At 68.7% G+C, this 13851-nt stretch carries 14 protein-coding genes; 4 read left to right on the plus strand and 10 right to left on the minus strand.

All coding sequences use genetic code 11. The features are described from left to right. Nucleotides 1-51 precede the first annotated feature (51 nt). A complete protein-coding gene (gene lysX, locus NBRGI_RS00785; RefSeq protein ID WP_029892303.1) occupies nucleotides 52-3372 on the minus strand; it encodes a bifunctional lysylphosphatidylglycerol synthetase/lysine--tRNA ligase LysX in 3321 nt (1106 codons plus the stop codon). Between the two features lie 143 nt (nucleotides 3373-3515). Between lysX and NBRGI_RS00790 the strand changes: the two genes are divergently transcribed. After that, the gene (locus tag NBRGI_RS00790; RefSeq protein WP_014980887.1) at nucleotides 3516-3734 is read left to right on the plus strand and encodes an RNA-binding S4 domain-containing protein; all 219 of its coding nucleotides are present in this window, start codon (nucleotides 3516-3518) and stop codon (nucleotides 3732-3734) included. Nucleotides 3735-3743: 9 nt separating this feature from the next. Here NBRGI_RS00790 and rraA read toward each other — a convergent pair whose 3' ends face one another. The 9 genes from rraA to NBRGI_RS00835 are packed head-to-tail and all read right to left on the minus strand — an operon-like array spanning nucleotide 3744 to nucleotide 9001. Then, a complete protein-coding gene (rraA, locus tag NBRGI_RS00795) occupies nucleotides 3744-4232 on the minus strand; it encodes a ribonuclease E activity regulator RraA (protein ID WP_029892304.1) in 489 nt (162 codons plus the stop codon). 55 nt (nucleotides 4233-4287) lie between these two features. Next, nucleotides 4288-4653, minus strand: a complete 366-nt coding sequence (locus NBRGI_RS00800) for a DUF5313 family protein (protein WP_029892305.1) — start codon at nucleotides 4651-4653, stop codon at nucleotides 4288-4290. Nucleotides 4654-4686: 33 nt separating this feature from the next. Beyond that, entirely contained in the window at nucleotides 4687-5082 is a 396-nt protein-coding gene (locus tag NBRGI_RS00805; protein ID WP_029892306.1) for a DUF5313 family protein, read from the minus strand. 28 nt (nucleotides 5083-5110) lie between these two features. Next, a complete protein-coding gene (locus tag NBRGI_RS00810; protein WP_029892307.1) occupies nucleotides 5111-5590 on the minus strand; it encodes an SRPBCC family protein in 480 nt (159 codons plus the stop codon). Nucleotides 5591-5639: 49 nt separating this feature from the next. Further along, nucleotides 5640-6593, minus strand: a complete 954-nt coding sequence (locus NBRGI_RS00815) for a CopD family protein (RefSeq protein ID WP_051727387.1) — start codon at nucleotides 6591-6593, stop codon at nucleotides 5640-5642. Continuing rightward, nucleotides 6590-7132 (minus strand): copper resistance CopC family protein, encoded by a 543-nt coding sequence (locus tag NBRGI_RS00820; RefSeq protein ID WP_029892309.1) that lies wholly within the window; start codon nucleotides 7130-7132, stop codon nucleotides 6590-6592. The genes NBRGI_RS00815 and NBRGI_RS00820 overlap by 4 nt, the downstream gene beginning before the upstream one ends. Beyond that, nucleotides 7129-7782 (minus strand): YcnI family copper-binding membrane protein, encoded by a 654-nt coding sequence (locus tag NBRGI_RS00825; RefSeq protein ID WP_029892310.1) that lies wholly within the window; start codon nucleotides 7780-7782, stop codon nucleotides 7129-7131. Before NBRGI_RS00825 ends, NBRGI_RS00820 begins: the two co-directional genes overlap by 4 nt. A 38-nt stretch (nucleotides 7783-7820) precedes the next feature. Next, the gene (locus NBRGI_RS00830; protein ID WP_051727388.1) at nucleotides 7821-8345 is read right to left on the minus strand and encodes a hypothetical protein; all 525 of its coding nucleotides are present in this window, start codon (nucleotides 8343-8345) and stop codon (nucleotides 7821-7823) included. Between the two features lie 11 nt (nucleotides 8346-8356). After that, a complete protein-coding gene (locus NBRGI_RS00835) occupies nucleotides 8357-9001 on the minus strand; it encodes a DUF6474 family protein (RefSeq protein WP_029892312.1) in 645 nt (214 codons plus the stop codon). A gap of 266 nt (nucleotides 9002-9267) precedes the next feature. On the opposite strand from NBRGI_RS00835, the gene NBRGI_RS00840 reads away from it, so the two are divergent. From NBRGI_RS00840 to NBRGI_RS00850, 3 genes are all read left to right on the plus strand, one after another. Further along, complete coding sequence (locus tag NBRGI_RS00840; protein WP_051727389.1) at nucleotides 9268-10914, plus strand: TM0106 family RecB-like putative nuclease; 1647 nt, start codon at nucleotides 9268-9270, stop codon at nucleotides 10912-10914. Then, nucleotides 10911-12869, plus strand: coding sequence for a molecular chaperone HtpG (gene htpG / locus NBRGI_RS00845; protein WP_029892314.1), 1959 nt, complete (start codon nucleotides 10911-10913; stop codon nucleotides 12867-12869). The genes NBRGI_RS00840 and htpG overlap by 4 nt, the downstream gene beginning before the upstream one ends. A gap of 148 nt (nucleotides 12870-13017) precedes the next feature. Further along, complete coding sequence (locus tag NBRGI_RS00850; RefSeq protein WP_029892315.1) at nucleotides 13018-13836, plus strand: class I SAM-dependent methyltransferase; 819 nt, start codon at nucleotides 13018-13020, stop codon at nucleotides 13834-13836. The last annotated feature ends 15 nt before the right edge of the window (nucleotides 13837-13851 follow it).

A 13851-nucleotide genomic window follows, 5' to 3' on the forward strand; every position in this document is an offset into this window, starting at 1 on the left:
GAAATCTCAAGGGTAGCTGTCCGATTCGCCCGCTGGGTTCCGTTCGTCGAATCAGCGCGGTTTCACCAGCGGGAACGGCAGTGTCTCGCGGATGCTGCGCCCCGTGATCAGCATGACCACCCGGTCGACGCCGAGCCCGAGCCCGCCGGTCGGCGGCATCGCGTGCTCGAGGGCCTGCAGGAAGTCCTCGTCGAGTTCCATCGCCTCCGGATCGCCGTTGGCGGCGAGCATGGATTGCTCGGTGAGCCTGCGCCGCTGCTCCACCGGATCGGTGAGTTCGCTGTAGGCGGTGCCGAGTTCGACGCCCCAGGCGACCAGGTCCCAGCGTTCGGTGACCCCGGCGATGCTGCGGTGCGCGCGGGTCAGCGGGGAGACCGAGGTGGGGAAGTCGATGTAGAAGGTCGGCGCCTCGGTGCGCGCCTCGACCAGGTGCTCGTACATTTCCAGCACCACCTGGCCCGCGTCCCAGCCGTGCTGATACGGCACCTCGGCCTTATCGCACAGTTCGCGCAGCAGTTCGACCTCGGTGGCCGGCGTGATCTCGGTGCCGAGCGCCTCGGACACCGCGCCGTGCACCGTCTTGACCGCCCATTCGCCGGAGATGTCGACCTGCTCGAACGAGCCGTCGTCCTGCGGCCGCAACGCCACCATCGCACCGTTGGCCGCGACGGCGGCGTTCTGGATGAGTTCTCGGGCGGCGTGCATCATCCGTTCGTAGTCGCTGTGCGCCTCGTAGGCCTCGAGGATGGTGAACTCGGGATTGTGGCTGAAGTCGACGCCCTCGTTGCGGAAGGTGCGCCCGATCTCGAAGACCTTCTCCATGCCGCCGACGCAGAGCCGCTTCAGGTACAGCTCGGGCGCGATCCGCAGGTACAGATCGAGGTCGTAGGCGTTGATGTGGGTGAGGAACGGGGTGGCGTTGGCGCCACCGTGCACCTGCTGCAGGATCGGCGTCTCCACCTCGAGGTAGCCCCAGCCGTTGAACGTGTCGCGCAGCGAACGGACCACCGCGCTGCGTTTGGCGAGCACCTCGCGGGTCTCGGCGTTGATCGCCATGTCGACGTAGCGCTGCCGCACCCGCGCCTCGGGATCGGACAGCCCTTTCCACTTGTCCGGCAACGGATGCAGACATTTGCCGAGCATCCGCCAGTCCGCGGCGAGCAGCGAGAGCTCGCCGCGGCGGCTGCGCCCGATCTGCCCGCTGACCTCGATCAGGTCACCGAGGTCGAAGAACTCGGTGAATTCGGCGCTGCGTTCGGCGCCGACCCGGTCCCGATCGATGACCAGCTGGATGTCGTCGGTCCAGTCGCGCAGTACCGCGAAGATCACGCCGCCGTAGTCGCGGATACGCAGCAGCCTGCCGCAGACCCGGACCGTGGTGCCGCGCGGCGACTGCCGGGCGCCCGCGACGCTGTGGGTCGGCGGGTAGGCGACCGGGTACGCCTCGACACCGGACGCGGTGAGCCGGTCGAGCTTGTCCATCCGCACCCGCACCTGTTCGGGCCGGCGCGGCAGCAGTTCCTGTCCCTCGACCTGGTCGAGGTCGGGCGGGCTGCCGTCGGCGTGCAGCCCGGTCATGCTCGCGGGCGCCGCGCTGTGCGAACCGGTGTGGGTGATCGTGTCCGGTTCTTTCCCGAACCGCGGCAGGAAGCCTTCGGCGAGCGCGCTGGCCACCGCGACCCGTGGCAGCTGCCTGCGCTCCTCGAACAGGAAAAACCTTGGCACCCAATGCGGTTGGTATTTCACGTTGGAGCGGTACAGCGCCTCCAACTGCCACCAGCGCGAAAAGAACAGCAGCACACCGCGCCACATGCGCAGCACCGGGCCGGCGCCGATCCGCCCGCCCTCCTCGAACACCGAGCGGAATACCGCGAAGTTCAACGAGATCTTGGTGACGCCGTGCTGTTCGGAGTTCAGTGCGAGCTGCGAGATCATCAGCTCCATCACGCCGTTCGGCCCGTTCGGGTCGCGGCGCATCAGCTCCAGCGAGACGCCGGTGCGGCCCCACGGCACCAGCGACAGCATGCCCAGCACGCGATCCTGTCCGTTCACGGCTTCGACCAGTAAGCAGTCGGCGTCCAGTGGATCGCCGAGTCGGCCGAGCGCCATCGAGAAACCGCGCTCGGTCTCGGTGTCGCGCCAGGCGTCCGCGCGCGCGATCACGGCGCGGAACTCCTCGGCCGGGATGTCGCGGTGCCGCCGGATCCGCACGGTGATGCCGTGCTTGCGCAATCGGTTCGCGGCCTGGCGCACCGGTTTCATCTCCGGGCCCGCCAGCGAGAACGTCCTGGTGTCCAGGATGGCTTCGTCACCGAGCCGAATGACCGAGAGGCCAGCGCGCTGGTAGGCCGTCGCGCCGAGTTCGCTCGCGCCCATCACCGCGGGCGCCCAGCCGAACTGGTCGGCCAGCCGCAGCCAGGCATCGATCGCCTGCGGCCAGGCCTCACGGATGCCGACCGGGTCGCCGCTGGCCAGGCAGACGCCCAGCTCGACCCGATAGGTGAGAGCCGCCTTGCCGCTGGGCGCGAACACCACCGCCTTGTCCCGGCGGGTCGCGAAGTAGCCGAGCGAATCCTCGACGTCGGAGCGTTCCAGCAGGCCGCGGATCGCGGATTCGTCGGTGCCGGTCATCGCGTTCGCCGCGCGCTGGGAGCGCAGCAGGATGATCACCGCGGCCAGCAGCGCGATCGCGCCGAACAGGCCGAGCAGGAAGTTCACGAACGGGCGCGGATGCCCGTCGAAGCGTTCGTTGTCCACCAGCACCGCGGCGGTCACCCGGTACAGCGCCCAGCCGGGCCGCTGCGCGCCCTGCGGCAGCGACCCCGGGAACAACTCGACCAGACCCCAGCCGAGCAGGAATCCGACCGTCAGGCCGCCGGTGAGCACCCCGAGCGCCTTCCAGCCCGCGCCGCGCCGGACCTTCGTGTAGAACTCGCGCCACGCCGCGACCAGCACGCCGATCACCGCGAGGTGCACGATCATCGCGACCAGCGCGTTGACGTCGCCGGTGTCCGCGAAATCCAGGCCCTCGGCCAAGGCGTAGAGCGAGACGTAACCGAGCAGCAACCACCACGCGATCCGCTTCCGGCTGGCCAGCGCCCCGGCGAGCAGGCCGACGATCAGCGCCCACATCAGGTTGGTGTCCGGCGCATCGAAGTAGTAGTCGTCGATGTAGTGCCGGGGCACCTGCGTGAGATAGCGCAGGGTGGGCGAGAGGCTCCAGAGGAAACACGCGACCGCGAACACCCCGAGTACTAGACCCGCGATATGCGGGACCTCGGCCAGCCTGCCGTGCCCTCGATGCGGCACGGGTGGGGTCGGTCTGTCGGCTGGCGGTTCGATCAGGTGTTGCCGGGCTTGCGTGGTGGTCACGGAACCAGTGTGTACGGTGCCGCCGTCCGGGTGCTCGAAGACCTACCGGGCATGTCGGTTATCGGCGAGTCGCACACGCGTGTCCGCGTCCGGCACGGGGGCTGGCGTTTACCGATTTCGGGTGCAAGGTAAGGATGTAACCCATGTCAGAACCAGTCGACGTACCGATCGATGACGAAGTTATTCGGCTAGGTCAGTTCCTCAAGCTGGCCAACCTGATCGAATCCGGCTCCGAGGCGAAGACGGTGATCGCCTCCGGTCTGGTCCGGGTCAACGACGAGGTGGAACTGCGCCGCGGTCGCCAGCTACAGATCGGCGACGTCGTCGCCCTGGCCGGGCACAAGGCGCGCGTATCGGTCTGAGCTGCTCGTTCAGTCTTCGGCGCGTACGACGACACCGTCGTGGTCGCTGTAGAGCATGTCGCCGGGAACGAAAGTGACACCGCCGAATTCGACGGGGACGTCACGATCGCCCGTGCCGGTCTGGGTGCTCTTGCGCGGGTTGGTGCCGAGCGCCTTCACCCCGATGTCGAGGGTGCGCAGGATCGCCGAGTCGCGCACCGCGCCGTTGACGATCACGCCTGCCCAGCCGTTGTCCACGCCGCGCCCGGCGATGATGTCGCCGACCAGCGCGGTGTGCACGCTCGCGCCGCCGTCGACCACCAGCACCTTGCCCTGCCCGGGTTCGCCGAGGGTCTGCTTGACCAACAGGTTGTCCTGGAAGCAGCGGATGGTGGTGATCCGGCCGGAGAAGGCCGCGCGGCCACCGAACTGGATGAACTGCGTGTCGCAGCTGCGGATCTCGGGGCCGATCTCGTCGGCCAGGTCGGCAGTGGCAACAAAGTCCTGGGATTCGGTCACGCGCTCAGCTTAAAGGCGGCCGGGGCGGGATTCGCTCCCGGTGTGCCGAGGGGCGCTACCGGTGCCCGTAGCGCAGTTCGTACCTCTCGCGATCGTGTTCGGAGAATTTGGCGTGGTCGGCCAGCTCGGGGTTCAGTCCGTGCTGGACGAGGCGGAAGCGGCGCCAGACGTAGCTGAGCGCGACGGTGAAGATGACCAGCGGCACGATCATCATCACGATCAACCCGACCTTCAGCGCCATCGGTCCCGGAAAGAGCAGGACCAGCGCGAAGAACGGGATAACGGGGCCGAGAAACCGGACGAGATAGCGCTCCATGGCCCCGTGTCCGACGAGGTCGTGGATAACCCACTCGTGCAGCTCCCCGGGGAGCTCGCGGCCGAGATCGTAGGCGATCCGTTGCCGCATCGTGGGGGTTTTCATACCTTCAGGCTATGCCTGTGGCATTGGTCACCGCTAGGTTGCTGAGCCGCCGGATTCGGGGCCGCCACGACCGTGTCTGCGTTCGTAGGCGAGCCGTTCGGGCTCGGTGCGCCGCCGCGCGTCCGCGTCGGCCAGCGCCGGATCGAGACCGTGCTTGATCAGCCGATGACGGCGGTACACGTACATCAGGGCCACCGTGAAGTAGATCAGCGGCAGATACAGCAGCGCCATCATCGCCAGCCCCATCCACAGCGGGCCGGGCAACAGCAGGAACAGCGCGAGCACCGGCAGCAGCGGTACCAGGATGCGCAGCAGATAACGCCGCGTCGCGCCCGGCCCGACCAGATCGTCGCGCACCCAGTCGGTCATCGGCGCGGGCAGCGTGCGGCCCGCGATATAACCGATGCGCTGCACCAGGTTCGGCTTCATCGCTCCAGCATCCCAGCTGGGCCTGCGCTCAACGCACCGGCTGATCCGATTCGCCGGCACGGGCGGCGTGGAAGGCGGCGATCTGGGTGATCAGGTTGTGCGTGGTGTGCTGCACCGCGATCTTCACGAACGGTTCGATGGTCTTGCCGAGCGCGCGTCCGGCCAGTCCGCCGGGCACCCGGTAGTCGACGATCGCGTCGACGGTGCACCGCGCGTCGCCCTTGGGATGGAACAGGAAGGTCGATTCGATCTCGAAGCCCTTGATCGACTTCACCGCGATGACCTTGTTCTCCTCCCAGCGCACCACCTCGATCCGCGATTTCAGCGACGCGGGGCCGAGCTTGATGTGCCCGTCGAAGGCCGCGCCGACGCCGGTCGTCTGCGTGCCGACCGGGGTGAAGGACTGGATGCCGTGCAGAAAGCGCGGCAGGTTCTGATAGTCGTCGATGTACGCGAACGCGGATTGCGCCGACGCGGCACAGTCCTCGACGATCTTCACTTCGGTCATGCCCGAACAGTAACCGGTTCTGCTCTCGGTCGTCCGGTCAGGACCTGGGTCACGCGGTGACCGCGAGAGTGGCCGCGAGCCCGAACGCGAGGGCCATCACGACGACCTCGAGGACCGCCCGGCGCAGCGAGGCGTCGGCGGTCACGCGATGGTCGGCGGCCCGGCCCACCCAGCTGCGCCGCCACCACCAGCCCAGGCCGAGCAGGCCGAGCAGCACGACGGTTTTCGCGAGCAGGATGCGGCCGTAGCCGGTGTCGAAGAACGGCGTGATCCCGCCGACCTTGATCAGTCCGTTCAGCAATCCGGTCACCGCGACGAGCACGACCAGCGGCAGTGCCATGGCCGAATATCGGGGCAGCGCAACGGCCCAGGTGCCGCGGGTACGGACCACCAGTGCGAGCGCGACCAGCAGCCCGAACCAGGCCGCCGCGGCCAGCGCGTGCACCGCGGCCAGCACCGAACCGAACGCGTGCTGGGACATGTGCCCGGTGATCGGCCGCAGCGCCAGCGTGACCGCCGCGAAGACGAGCACCAGGTCTGGCGCGGCGATATCGGTGCGCCGGAAGGCCAGCGCCGCGTAGCAGGCGATCGCGCCCGCGCCGAGCAGGATCGCGATGCCGACCTGACCGCCGCTCACGTCGAGCAGGTAGTCACCGAACGACCCCGCGCCGAGCCCGCTGACCGGCACGCCGAGCACCTCGGCCGCCTCGGCCACCAGCACCGCGAACTCGGTGCCACACCAGAATCCGGCGAGCACGGCGAGCAGGCGCCACGGCGGCGACAACTTCGCGTGCACCCGGGGCAGTGCGGCGAGGCCGAGCACCACCGCGCCCGCACCGTCGGCGAGCACCCGGGCCACCGATTGCGCGGCGAACCCGGCGGGCAGGCTCAGCGCCCAGGCGAGCAGCACGCCGAGCAGTCCGGCCGGGACGATCAACAGCACCGGCCACGGCGCGCCCGCGGTGTCCCGCCGCGCGCCGCCGCCGATCGTCTTGCCGGTCACTGTCGTGTTTTCCGGCTCCTGCCGCCGAACAGGGCGAACGCGAGCCCGCCGCCGAACAGCACGACGGCGCCGACGATGAAGACCCACAGCGGCACGCCGCCGGACTCCTCCTCATCCGAATTGCCGTTCTTGGCACCGGGTTTGGGCCCGGGGACACCGTTGCCCGCCTTGCTGAGCGTGAACTGCCGCTTGCCGCTGACCGGGTGGCCGTCGGCGGAGGTCACCCGGTAGGCGACGGTGTACACCCCGGCCGGGCCGAGTTCGCCCACCGGCACGCTGACGGTGTTGCCCTCGACCGTCGGCTCGCCCTTGGACCACAGGTTGCCGTCCGGCCCGACCACGGTGAGCGACGGATAGTTGGGCTGCAACGCCTCGTTGAAGGTGATGCTGACCCGGGCGGGGCCCGCCTCGACCGTCGCGCCGTCCTCCGGCACGCTGCCGGTCGGGGCGGAATGCGCGGCCGCGGTTCCCGTTGCGGCCAGGCCGAATCCGAGGAGGAACAGTCCCGCGACGAGCGCGGTGAGCAGTCGGCGGGTCACGACTGCCGGGCCCGGATCACGTTGCCGAGGCCGAGCGCGACGCCGAGCAGGCCCAGCGCCAGCCCGATGCCGCCGAGCCAGCGCGCGGTGTTGTCGGTGTCGTCGACGGGACGGTCCGCGCTCGCGGTGTCGACGCTGTGATCGTCGGTCGCCTTGCCCTTGGCCAGGGGGAGCGACGGTGCCGGATGTTCGGGCTCGGCACCGTTTTCGCCCGCCGGCTGGTCCCACGCGACGACCTTGCCGTCGCTGTAGGTCTGCTTGGTCGGGAAGCTGACGGTCTCCTGCTTCGGCAGCGGCCCGACCGAGACGGCGAAGCGCTGGAACTGGCCGGGGCCGACGCCCGGGTTGCCCGGCTCCGCGGTCCAGGTGATCGCGGTGATCTCGGCCTTCTCGTTCTTCTCGACCTTGGCCGACCAGCCCGGAATCGGTTCGGTGCGTGCGCTTTTCAGGTTGGGCACGGTGACGGTCAGCGCGGTGGTGCTCGCGGTCTCGGATTCGGTGGGCACCCGGAAGGTGGCCACCGCGTAGGAGCCCTGCTGGGCGCCCGGCGAGTCGACGGTGACGTGCGCGGCGGCGCTACCGCAGGCCAGCAGCGCGAACGTGGCGGCGGCAGCGGCGGTGCCGGTGGCGCGCGAAATCGAACGGTACATGGAAAGTCTTTCTGTCCGAGGGGGAGTGGTGCGGCGGGTCAGGCGGGCACCGGTGGCGCGCGCGGGCCGATCGCCCCGTTCGGAGTGCAGTGATAGTGCGGGAGACCAGGATTGGACCAGAGCGCCGGGCCCGCGACGCGCACCGGGCGCGGTGCGGCGAGGACCGCGCGTACCGCGCCGGAGACCGCGGCGTAGAGCCGCTCGGCGGTCGTGATCAGTGCGGCGCAACCGACGGTGGCCACCGCGTGCGCGACGAGCATCCACCCGGTGGGCAGGACGGGGACCGCGGTCGTCGCGGTGGTGTGTTCGTGGCCGATCAGGCCGGACAACACGACATGACTCACGAGCTGCCCGAGGCCGAGCAAGGTGAGCACCGCGGCGGGCCCGGCCGCGAGTCTCGCTGCCGCACATCCCGTTACCGCGGCTGCCAGCAGTACCAGCGCCGACTCCGCCGAACCCGGCAGGCCACCGCCGGCCACGCCGTGCGCGGCGATCGCGAGCACGGCGACCAGCACACCGACCAGGCCTGCGCGGAGGTGGCCGCTGGTCGGTGACTCGGACATCGCGAAAGGGGTCAGCGCACGCCGAGGCGGGCCAGTACGTCGGACTCGACCTGGGACAGCTCCTCGGAGATGGAGGCGTGCACCGTGCGGCGGCGCGGCGCGGGCATCTGCTCGGCGGTCTGCACCGCGGTGGCCAGGCTGTCCAGGCGGGCCTGGGTCGAGGCGACGAACTTCTGCGTGTCGCCCTTGTCCTTGCCGTCCTGCGCGCCGACCTTGCCAAGGGCCGCTTCGGTATTCGCGATCCGGGCCTGCAACCGGGCGCCGTGGCCGGCGAAGTCGCCGAGCTGCTCGATGCCGATGCCGAGCTGCTGGGCCTTACGGACGTCGAGCTGGCCGCGCACGAAGGTCGCGGCCCGGTAGGCCAGCGGCGCGAGCACCGGGATCAGCACCCGGGCCACGCCGAGGTACTTCTTGACCTGGCTCGCGCTGAACAGTTCGCGCTCGGCCCGGGCCGCCACCTTCAGCGCGGCTTTCTCCTCCGCCTGCAGCGCGGAGATCTGGGCCTTGGCCACCTTGCGCTGGGTACGGGCCTCCGCGCGGCGGGCCTTCCGGTCGTTCTTGGCGACCAGTTTGGCCTCCAGACCGGCCTTGTGCTTGAGGGCTTTCGCCTCGGCCCTGCGGCTCGGCCGCCGCTTGCGCTTCGTGAACAACCCCATCGAAGGCCCTCCGTCATGCTGGTTTGCCATGGCAGTACGACGCCGGGGAAAGCCCGTCCGCCCATGTCACACGGTTTGTCCATACCCTATCGGTTCCACTGCGACAGTTAAGAGCGTAGGGCCTCGCTCCCGGTACCGAAGGCAAGTGGGGAGCGGATCGAAACGTGCCCGTGCGCACGGGGTTCGTGGGTTTGTCGGGGGGAGGGACCATACTGCATTACGTGGATTCGGGCATCGGTGACCGGGAAGGTCGCAAGCACAACGGCATGGCCGTGGAACGGCCGGCCGGTGTCGCGGATGCGCCGACCCCCTTCATCGACGCGCGAGCGCTGATCGGTTGCCGCCACCGGCTGCATCTGGACGCGGCCCATCCTGGGGCGTTGACGAACGTCAGCGAAGACCCGGGCGTGCGGCAGCGCCGCGAGGCCGCCACCGCGCATCGACTCCGCGTGCGGGACGCGTTGATCGCGGCGGATCCGGACGGCTGGGTGGTCATCGATCCGACGCTGCGGGCGTCCGAACGGGCCGCGGCCACCATGCAGGCGTGTGCCGCCGGCGTGCGCCACATCTGGGGCGCCCTGCTACCGCAGGAACCGGAGACCGGCCGGCGCGGCGGCTCGGAGATCCTGCTGCACGACGCCGACCGCGGCGGGTACATCCCGGTGATCGTGGTGAACCACAAGGTGACCGACCCACGCCAGCCCGAGCCCGCCGATTTCCACCCGACCACCTCGGATCCGTATCACTGGGATCCGCAACCGGATCGGCACCGCAAACTACGCCAGCAGCCGCGCGATCAGCAGCGCCTCGCGCACCTCTACCGGATGTTGCAGCGGCACGGCCTGGCCAGCCCCGCCCTGGTCGGCGGCGTGATCGGCTACCACTTCGACCGCATCCTCGTGCACGACCTCGGGCCCATCCTGGCCGACTACGACCAGCGCTATGCCGACCGGGTCGCGGTGGTCCGCGGCGAGCTGCCGACGGTGCCGTCCAAGGTGCCCGAGTGCCGGCAGTGCCCGTGGTGGACGCGCAGTATCGAGGGGCCGAGCTGCGAGGGCTGGCTCATCGAACACCGCGACGTCAGCCTGGTCGCGCCCGGTTCCCGCGCCGAGGTGCTGCGCAGGCACGACGTGCAGACCATCGACGATCTGGCGAGCTGGACTGGCGAGGACCCGGACGACTGGCAGCACGGCCCGTTCGACGAGGCGGTGGTCACCGCCCGGGCCTGGATCGCGGGGGCACCGCTGGTGCGCCGGGTGCACTCGGTGCGGGTGCAGCGGGCCGACGTCGAGGTCGACGTGGATCTGGAGAGCTTCCAGGAGTACGGCGCGTACCTGTGGGGCACGCTGCTCGACGGGGTGTACCGCCCGTTCGTCACCTGGGACCCGCTGCCCACCGAGGACGAGGGCCGCTCCTTCGGCGAGTTCTGGACCTGGCTGATGACGGTGCGCGCGGAAACCAGGGCGCACGGGAAAACCTTTGCCGCCTATTGCTATTCGCGCACCGCCGAGGACAAGTGGCTGTACGAGTCGGCGCGCCGGTTCGCGGGCAGGCCCGGCGTGCCGACGGTGGACCAGGTGCGCGCGTTCGTGGACGGGCCGGAGTGGGTGGACATGTTCCAAGCCGTGTCCGACCAGTTCATCTGCCCGAACGGCAAGGGGCTCAAGAAGATCGCGCCGGTCGCGGGCTTCGCCTGGCGCGACGCCGAGGCGGGCGGCGAGGCGTCGATGAGCTGGTATCGGCTGGCCGTCGGCTACGAGGACGCGCCGGACCTGTCCCAGCGCACCCGTTTGCTGGAGTACAACGAGGACGACGTGCGCGCCACCCAGGTACTGCGCGAATGGATGTCGAATCGGGCCGACCTGGAGGTTCCTGGCCTAGAGGATTTCGGGAGACGTACTATCGCGACGTGACAGAGCACGTCGAACAACTCGAGTTCCAGGCAGAAACCCATCAGCTGCTCGAGCTGATGATCCATTCGGTCTACTCCAACAAGGACACCTTCCTGCGGGAGCTGATCTCGAATTCCTCCGACGCGCTGGACAAGCTGCGGCTGGAGTCCTTCCGGGACAAGGATCTGCACGTCGACACGTCCGACCTCCACATCGAGCTGGCGGTGGACAAGGACAACCGGATCCTGACCGTTCGAGACAACGGCATCGGCATGTCCCGCGCCGAGGTGGTCGACCTGATCGGCACCCTGGCCAAGTCCGGCACCGCCGAGCTGCGCAAGAAGCTCAACGAGGCGAAGTCCGAGGCCGCGGCCGAGGAGCTGATCGGCCAATTCGGCATCGGCTTCTACTCGACCTTCATGGTCGCCGACAAGGTCACGCTGACCACCCGGCGCGCAGGGGAGACCGAAGGCACCCGGTGGGAATCCGCCGCCGGCAGCTCGACCTACACCATCGAAACCCTCGACGAGGCCCCGCAGGGCACCGCGGTATCGCTGCACCTGAAGCCCGCCGACGAGGAAGACCACCTTTTCGACTACACCCAGGAGTGGAAGCTCCGGGAGATCGTCAAGAAGTACTCCGACTTCATCGCGTGGCCGATCCGCATGCAGGTGGAGCGGACCGTCACCGAGGGGGAGGGTGAGGAGAAGTCCGAGAAGACCATCCTCGAGGACCAGACCCTCAACTCCATGAAGGCGTTGTGGACCCGCCCGAAGAGCGAGGTCAGCGACGAGGAGTACAAGGAGTTCTACAAGCACGTCAGCCACGCCTGGGACGATCCACTGGAGATCATCCCGATGAAGGCGGAGGGCACCTTCGAATATCAGGCGCTGCTGTTCTTGCCCTCGCAGGCGCCGTTCGACCTGTTCACCCGCGAGCACAAGCGCGGCGTGCAGCTCTACGTCAAGCGGGTGTTCATCATGGACAACTGCGAAGAGCTGATGCCGGAGTACCTGCGCTTCGTCAAGGGTGTGGTGGACGCGCAGGACCTGTCGCTCAACGTGTCCCGCGAGATCCTGCAGCAGGACCGCCAGATCCAGATGATCCGCAAGCGGCTGGTCAAGAAGGTGCTGTCCACGGTCAAGGAGTTGCAGAGCGCCGAGGACCAGGGCAAGTACCAGACCTTCTGGCGTGAATTCGGCCGGGTGCTCAAGGAGGGTCTGCTCGGCGATTTCGACAACCGCGAGACCATCCTGCAGGTGTCGTCGTTCGCTTCGACGAACTCCGAGTCCGAGCTGACCACCCTCGCCCAGTACGTCGAGCGGATGCCCGAGGGCCAGGACGCGATCTACTACATGACCGGCGAATCCCGGCAGCAGATCGAAAGCTCGCCGCACATGGAGGCTTTCAAGGCCAAGGGCCGCGAGGTGCTGATCCTGACCGACCCGGTGGACGAGATGTGGGTCGGCTCGGTGCCGGACTTCGACGGCAAGCCGTTCACCTCGATCGCCAAGGGCGAGGTCGACTTGGAGTCCGAGGAGGAGAAGAAGGCCTCCGAGGCGCTGCGCGAACAGCAGGACAAGGATTTCGCCGAGGTGCTCACCTGGCTCGGCAAGACCCTGGACGAGAACATCAAGGAGGTGCGCCTCACCAACCGGCTCACCACCTCGCCCGCCTGCCTCGTCGGCGATGTCTTCGACTTCACCCCGATGCTGGAGCGGATGTACCGGGCGTCCGGGCAGGCGCTGCCGGAGTCCAAGCGGATTCTGGAACTCAACCCGACGCATCCGCTGGTCACCGGCCTGCGGGACGCGTACGACACGCGCAAGGAGGACGCGGACGCGGGCAAGGTGCCCGAGCTGACCGAGACCGCCGAATTGCTGTACGGCACCGCCGTGCTGGCCGAAGGCGGCGAGCTGAAGGATCCGGCGCGGTTCGCGCACATCCTCACCGATCGGCTCACCCGCACCCTCTGAGTTCACTTCGCGCACACCCGAAGGCCACCCGATCCGCGGATCCGGTGGCCTTCGGTCTTTGCTTCGCGCACAGCGATTTTCGTTCGAGTTGGTGGTCCGGCGCGGTCCGAGGCGGTTAAATTTGGACATTCGAAAGGATCGCCAGCTCATGTCCGCAAACCCCCTCGCCGTCGCCGAGCCGTGGGATCTCGTCGCCGACGGCTACGCGGAATTCGCGCCCGCGCTGATGCAGCCGTTCTCCGATCGCGCCCTCGAATTCGCCTCACTGACAACGGCTTCGCAGGTGATCGATGTCGCGGCGGGTACGGGACTGCTGAGCCTGCTGGCCGCGCCGCAGGTGGCGCGGGTACACGCGATCGACTTCTCCGAGCCGATGCTGGCGCGGTTGAACGCCGCCGCGCGGGCCGCCGGACTGACCAACATCGAGACGCGGGTGGGCGACGGACAGGACCTGCCGTACGAGAGCGACCGGTTCGACGCGGGGTTCTCCATGTTCGGGCTGATGTTCTTCCCGGAGCGGGCCAAAGGTTTCGGCGAACTGTTCCGGGTGCTGCGCCCTGGCGGGACCGCGGTGGTGTCCAGTTGGGCACCGGTGGTCGAATCCCCGTTGATGCGCTTGATGTTCGGTGCGATCGCGGCCGCCGACCCGAGCATCCAGGAGCCGCAGCCCGATTACCTCGGCCTCGAGAATCCGGAGATCTTCGAGACCGAGATGCGCCGGGCCGGCTTCGAAGCCGTGTCCATCCAACGGCATTCGACCGCACTGGCCTACGCCGACGCCGAGCAGCTGTGGGACACCATGGTGCGCAGCAGCGCGCCGCTGATGCTCATGCGGCGCAACGTCGGCGAGCAGGGGTGGGCCGAGCGGGTGTCGCTGATGAAGTCCTACCTGGCCGCCAACTACCGGCCGAACCAGCCGCTGTCGACCACCGCGTTCCTCGGAATCGGGCACAAGCCCGCGCCCTGAAAACCGAAAGCCGCC

The organism is Nocardia brasiliensis IFM 10847, assembly GCF_000710915.1.
GTDB classification, from domain to species: Bacteria; Actinomycetota; Actinomycetes; order Mycobacteriales; family Mycobacteriaceae; genus Nocardia; species Nocardia brasiliensis_A.

What these genes read in the sequence shown, in the direction of transcription:
- NBRGI_RS00790 (WP_014980887.1), top strand. Translation starts at nt 3,516, where the DNA reads ATGTCAGAACCAGTCGACGTACCGATCGATGACGAAGTTATTCGGCTA.
- NBRGI_RS00800 (WP_029892305.1), bottom strand. Translation starts at nt 4,653, where the DNA reads ATGAAAACCCCCACGATGCGGCAACGGATCGCCTACGATCTCGGCCGC.
- NBRGI_RS00805 (WP_029892306.1), bottom strand. Translation starts at nt 5,082, where the DNA reads ATGAAGCCGAACCTGGTGCAGCGCATCGGTTATATCGCGGGCCGCACG.
- NBRGI_RS00810 (WP_029892307.1), bottom strand. Translation starts at nt 5,590, where the DNA reads ATGACCGAAGTGAAGATCGTCGAGGACTGTGCCGCGTCGGCGCAATCC.
- NBRGI_RS00825 (WP_029892310.1), bottom strand. Translation starts at nt 7,782, where the DNA reads ATGTACCGTTCGATTTCGCGCGCCACCGGCACCGCCGCTGCCGCCGCC.
- NBRGI_RS00830 (WP_051727388.1), bottom strand. Translation starts at nt 8,345, where the DNA reads ATGTCCGAGTCACCGACCAGCGGCCACCTCCGCGCAGGCCTGGTCGGT.
- NBRGI_RS00835 (WP_029892312.1), bottom strand. Translation starts at nt 9,001, where the DNA reads ATGGGGTTGTTCACGAAGCGCAAGCGGCGGCCGAGCCGCAGGGCCGAG.
- NBRGI_RS00840 (WP_051727389.1), top strand. Translation starts at nt 9,268, where the DNA reads ATGGCCGTGGAACGGCCGGCCGGTGTCGCGGATGCGCCGACCCCCTTC.
- NBRGI_RS00850 (WP_029892315.1), top strand. Translation starts at nt 13,018, where the DNA reads ATGTCCGCAAACCCCCTCGCCGTCGCCGAGCCGTGGGATCTCGTCGCC.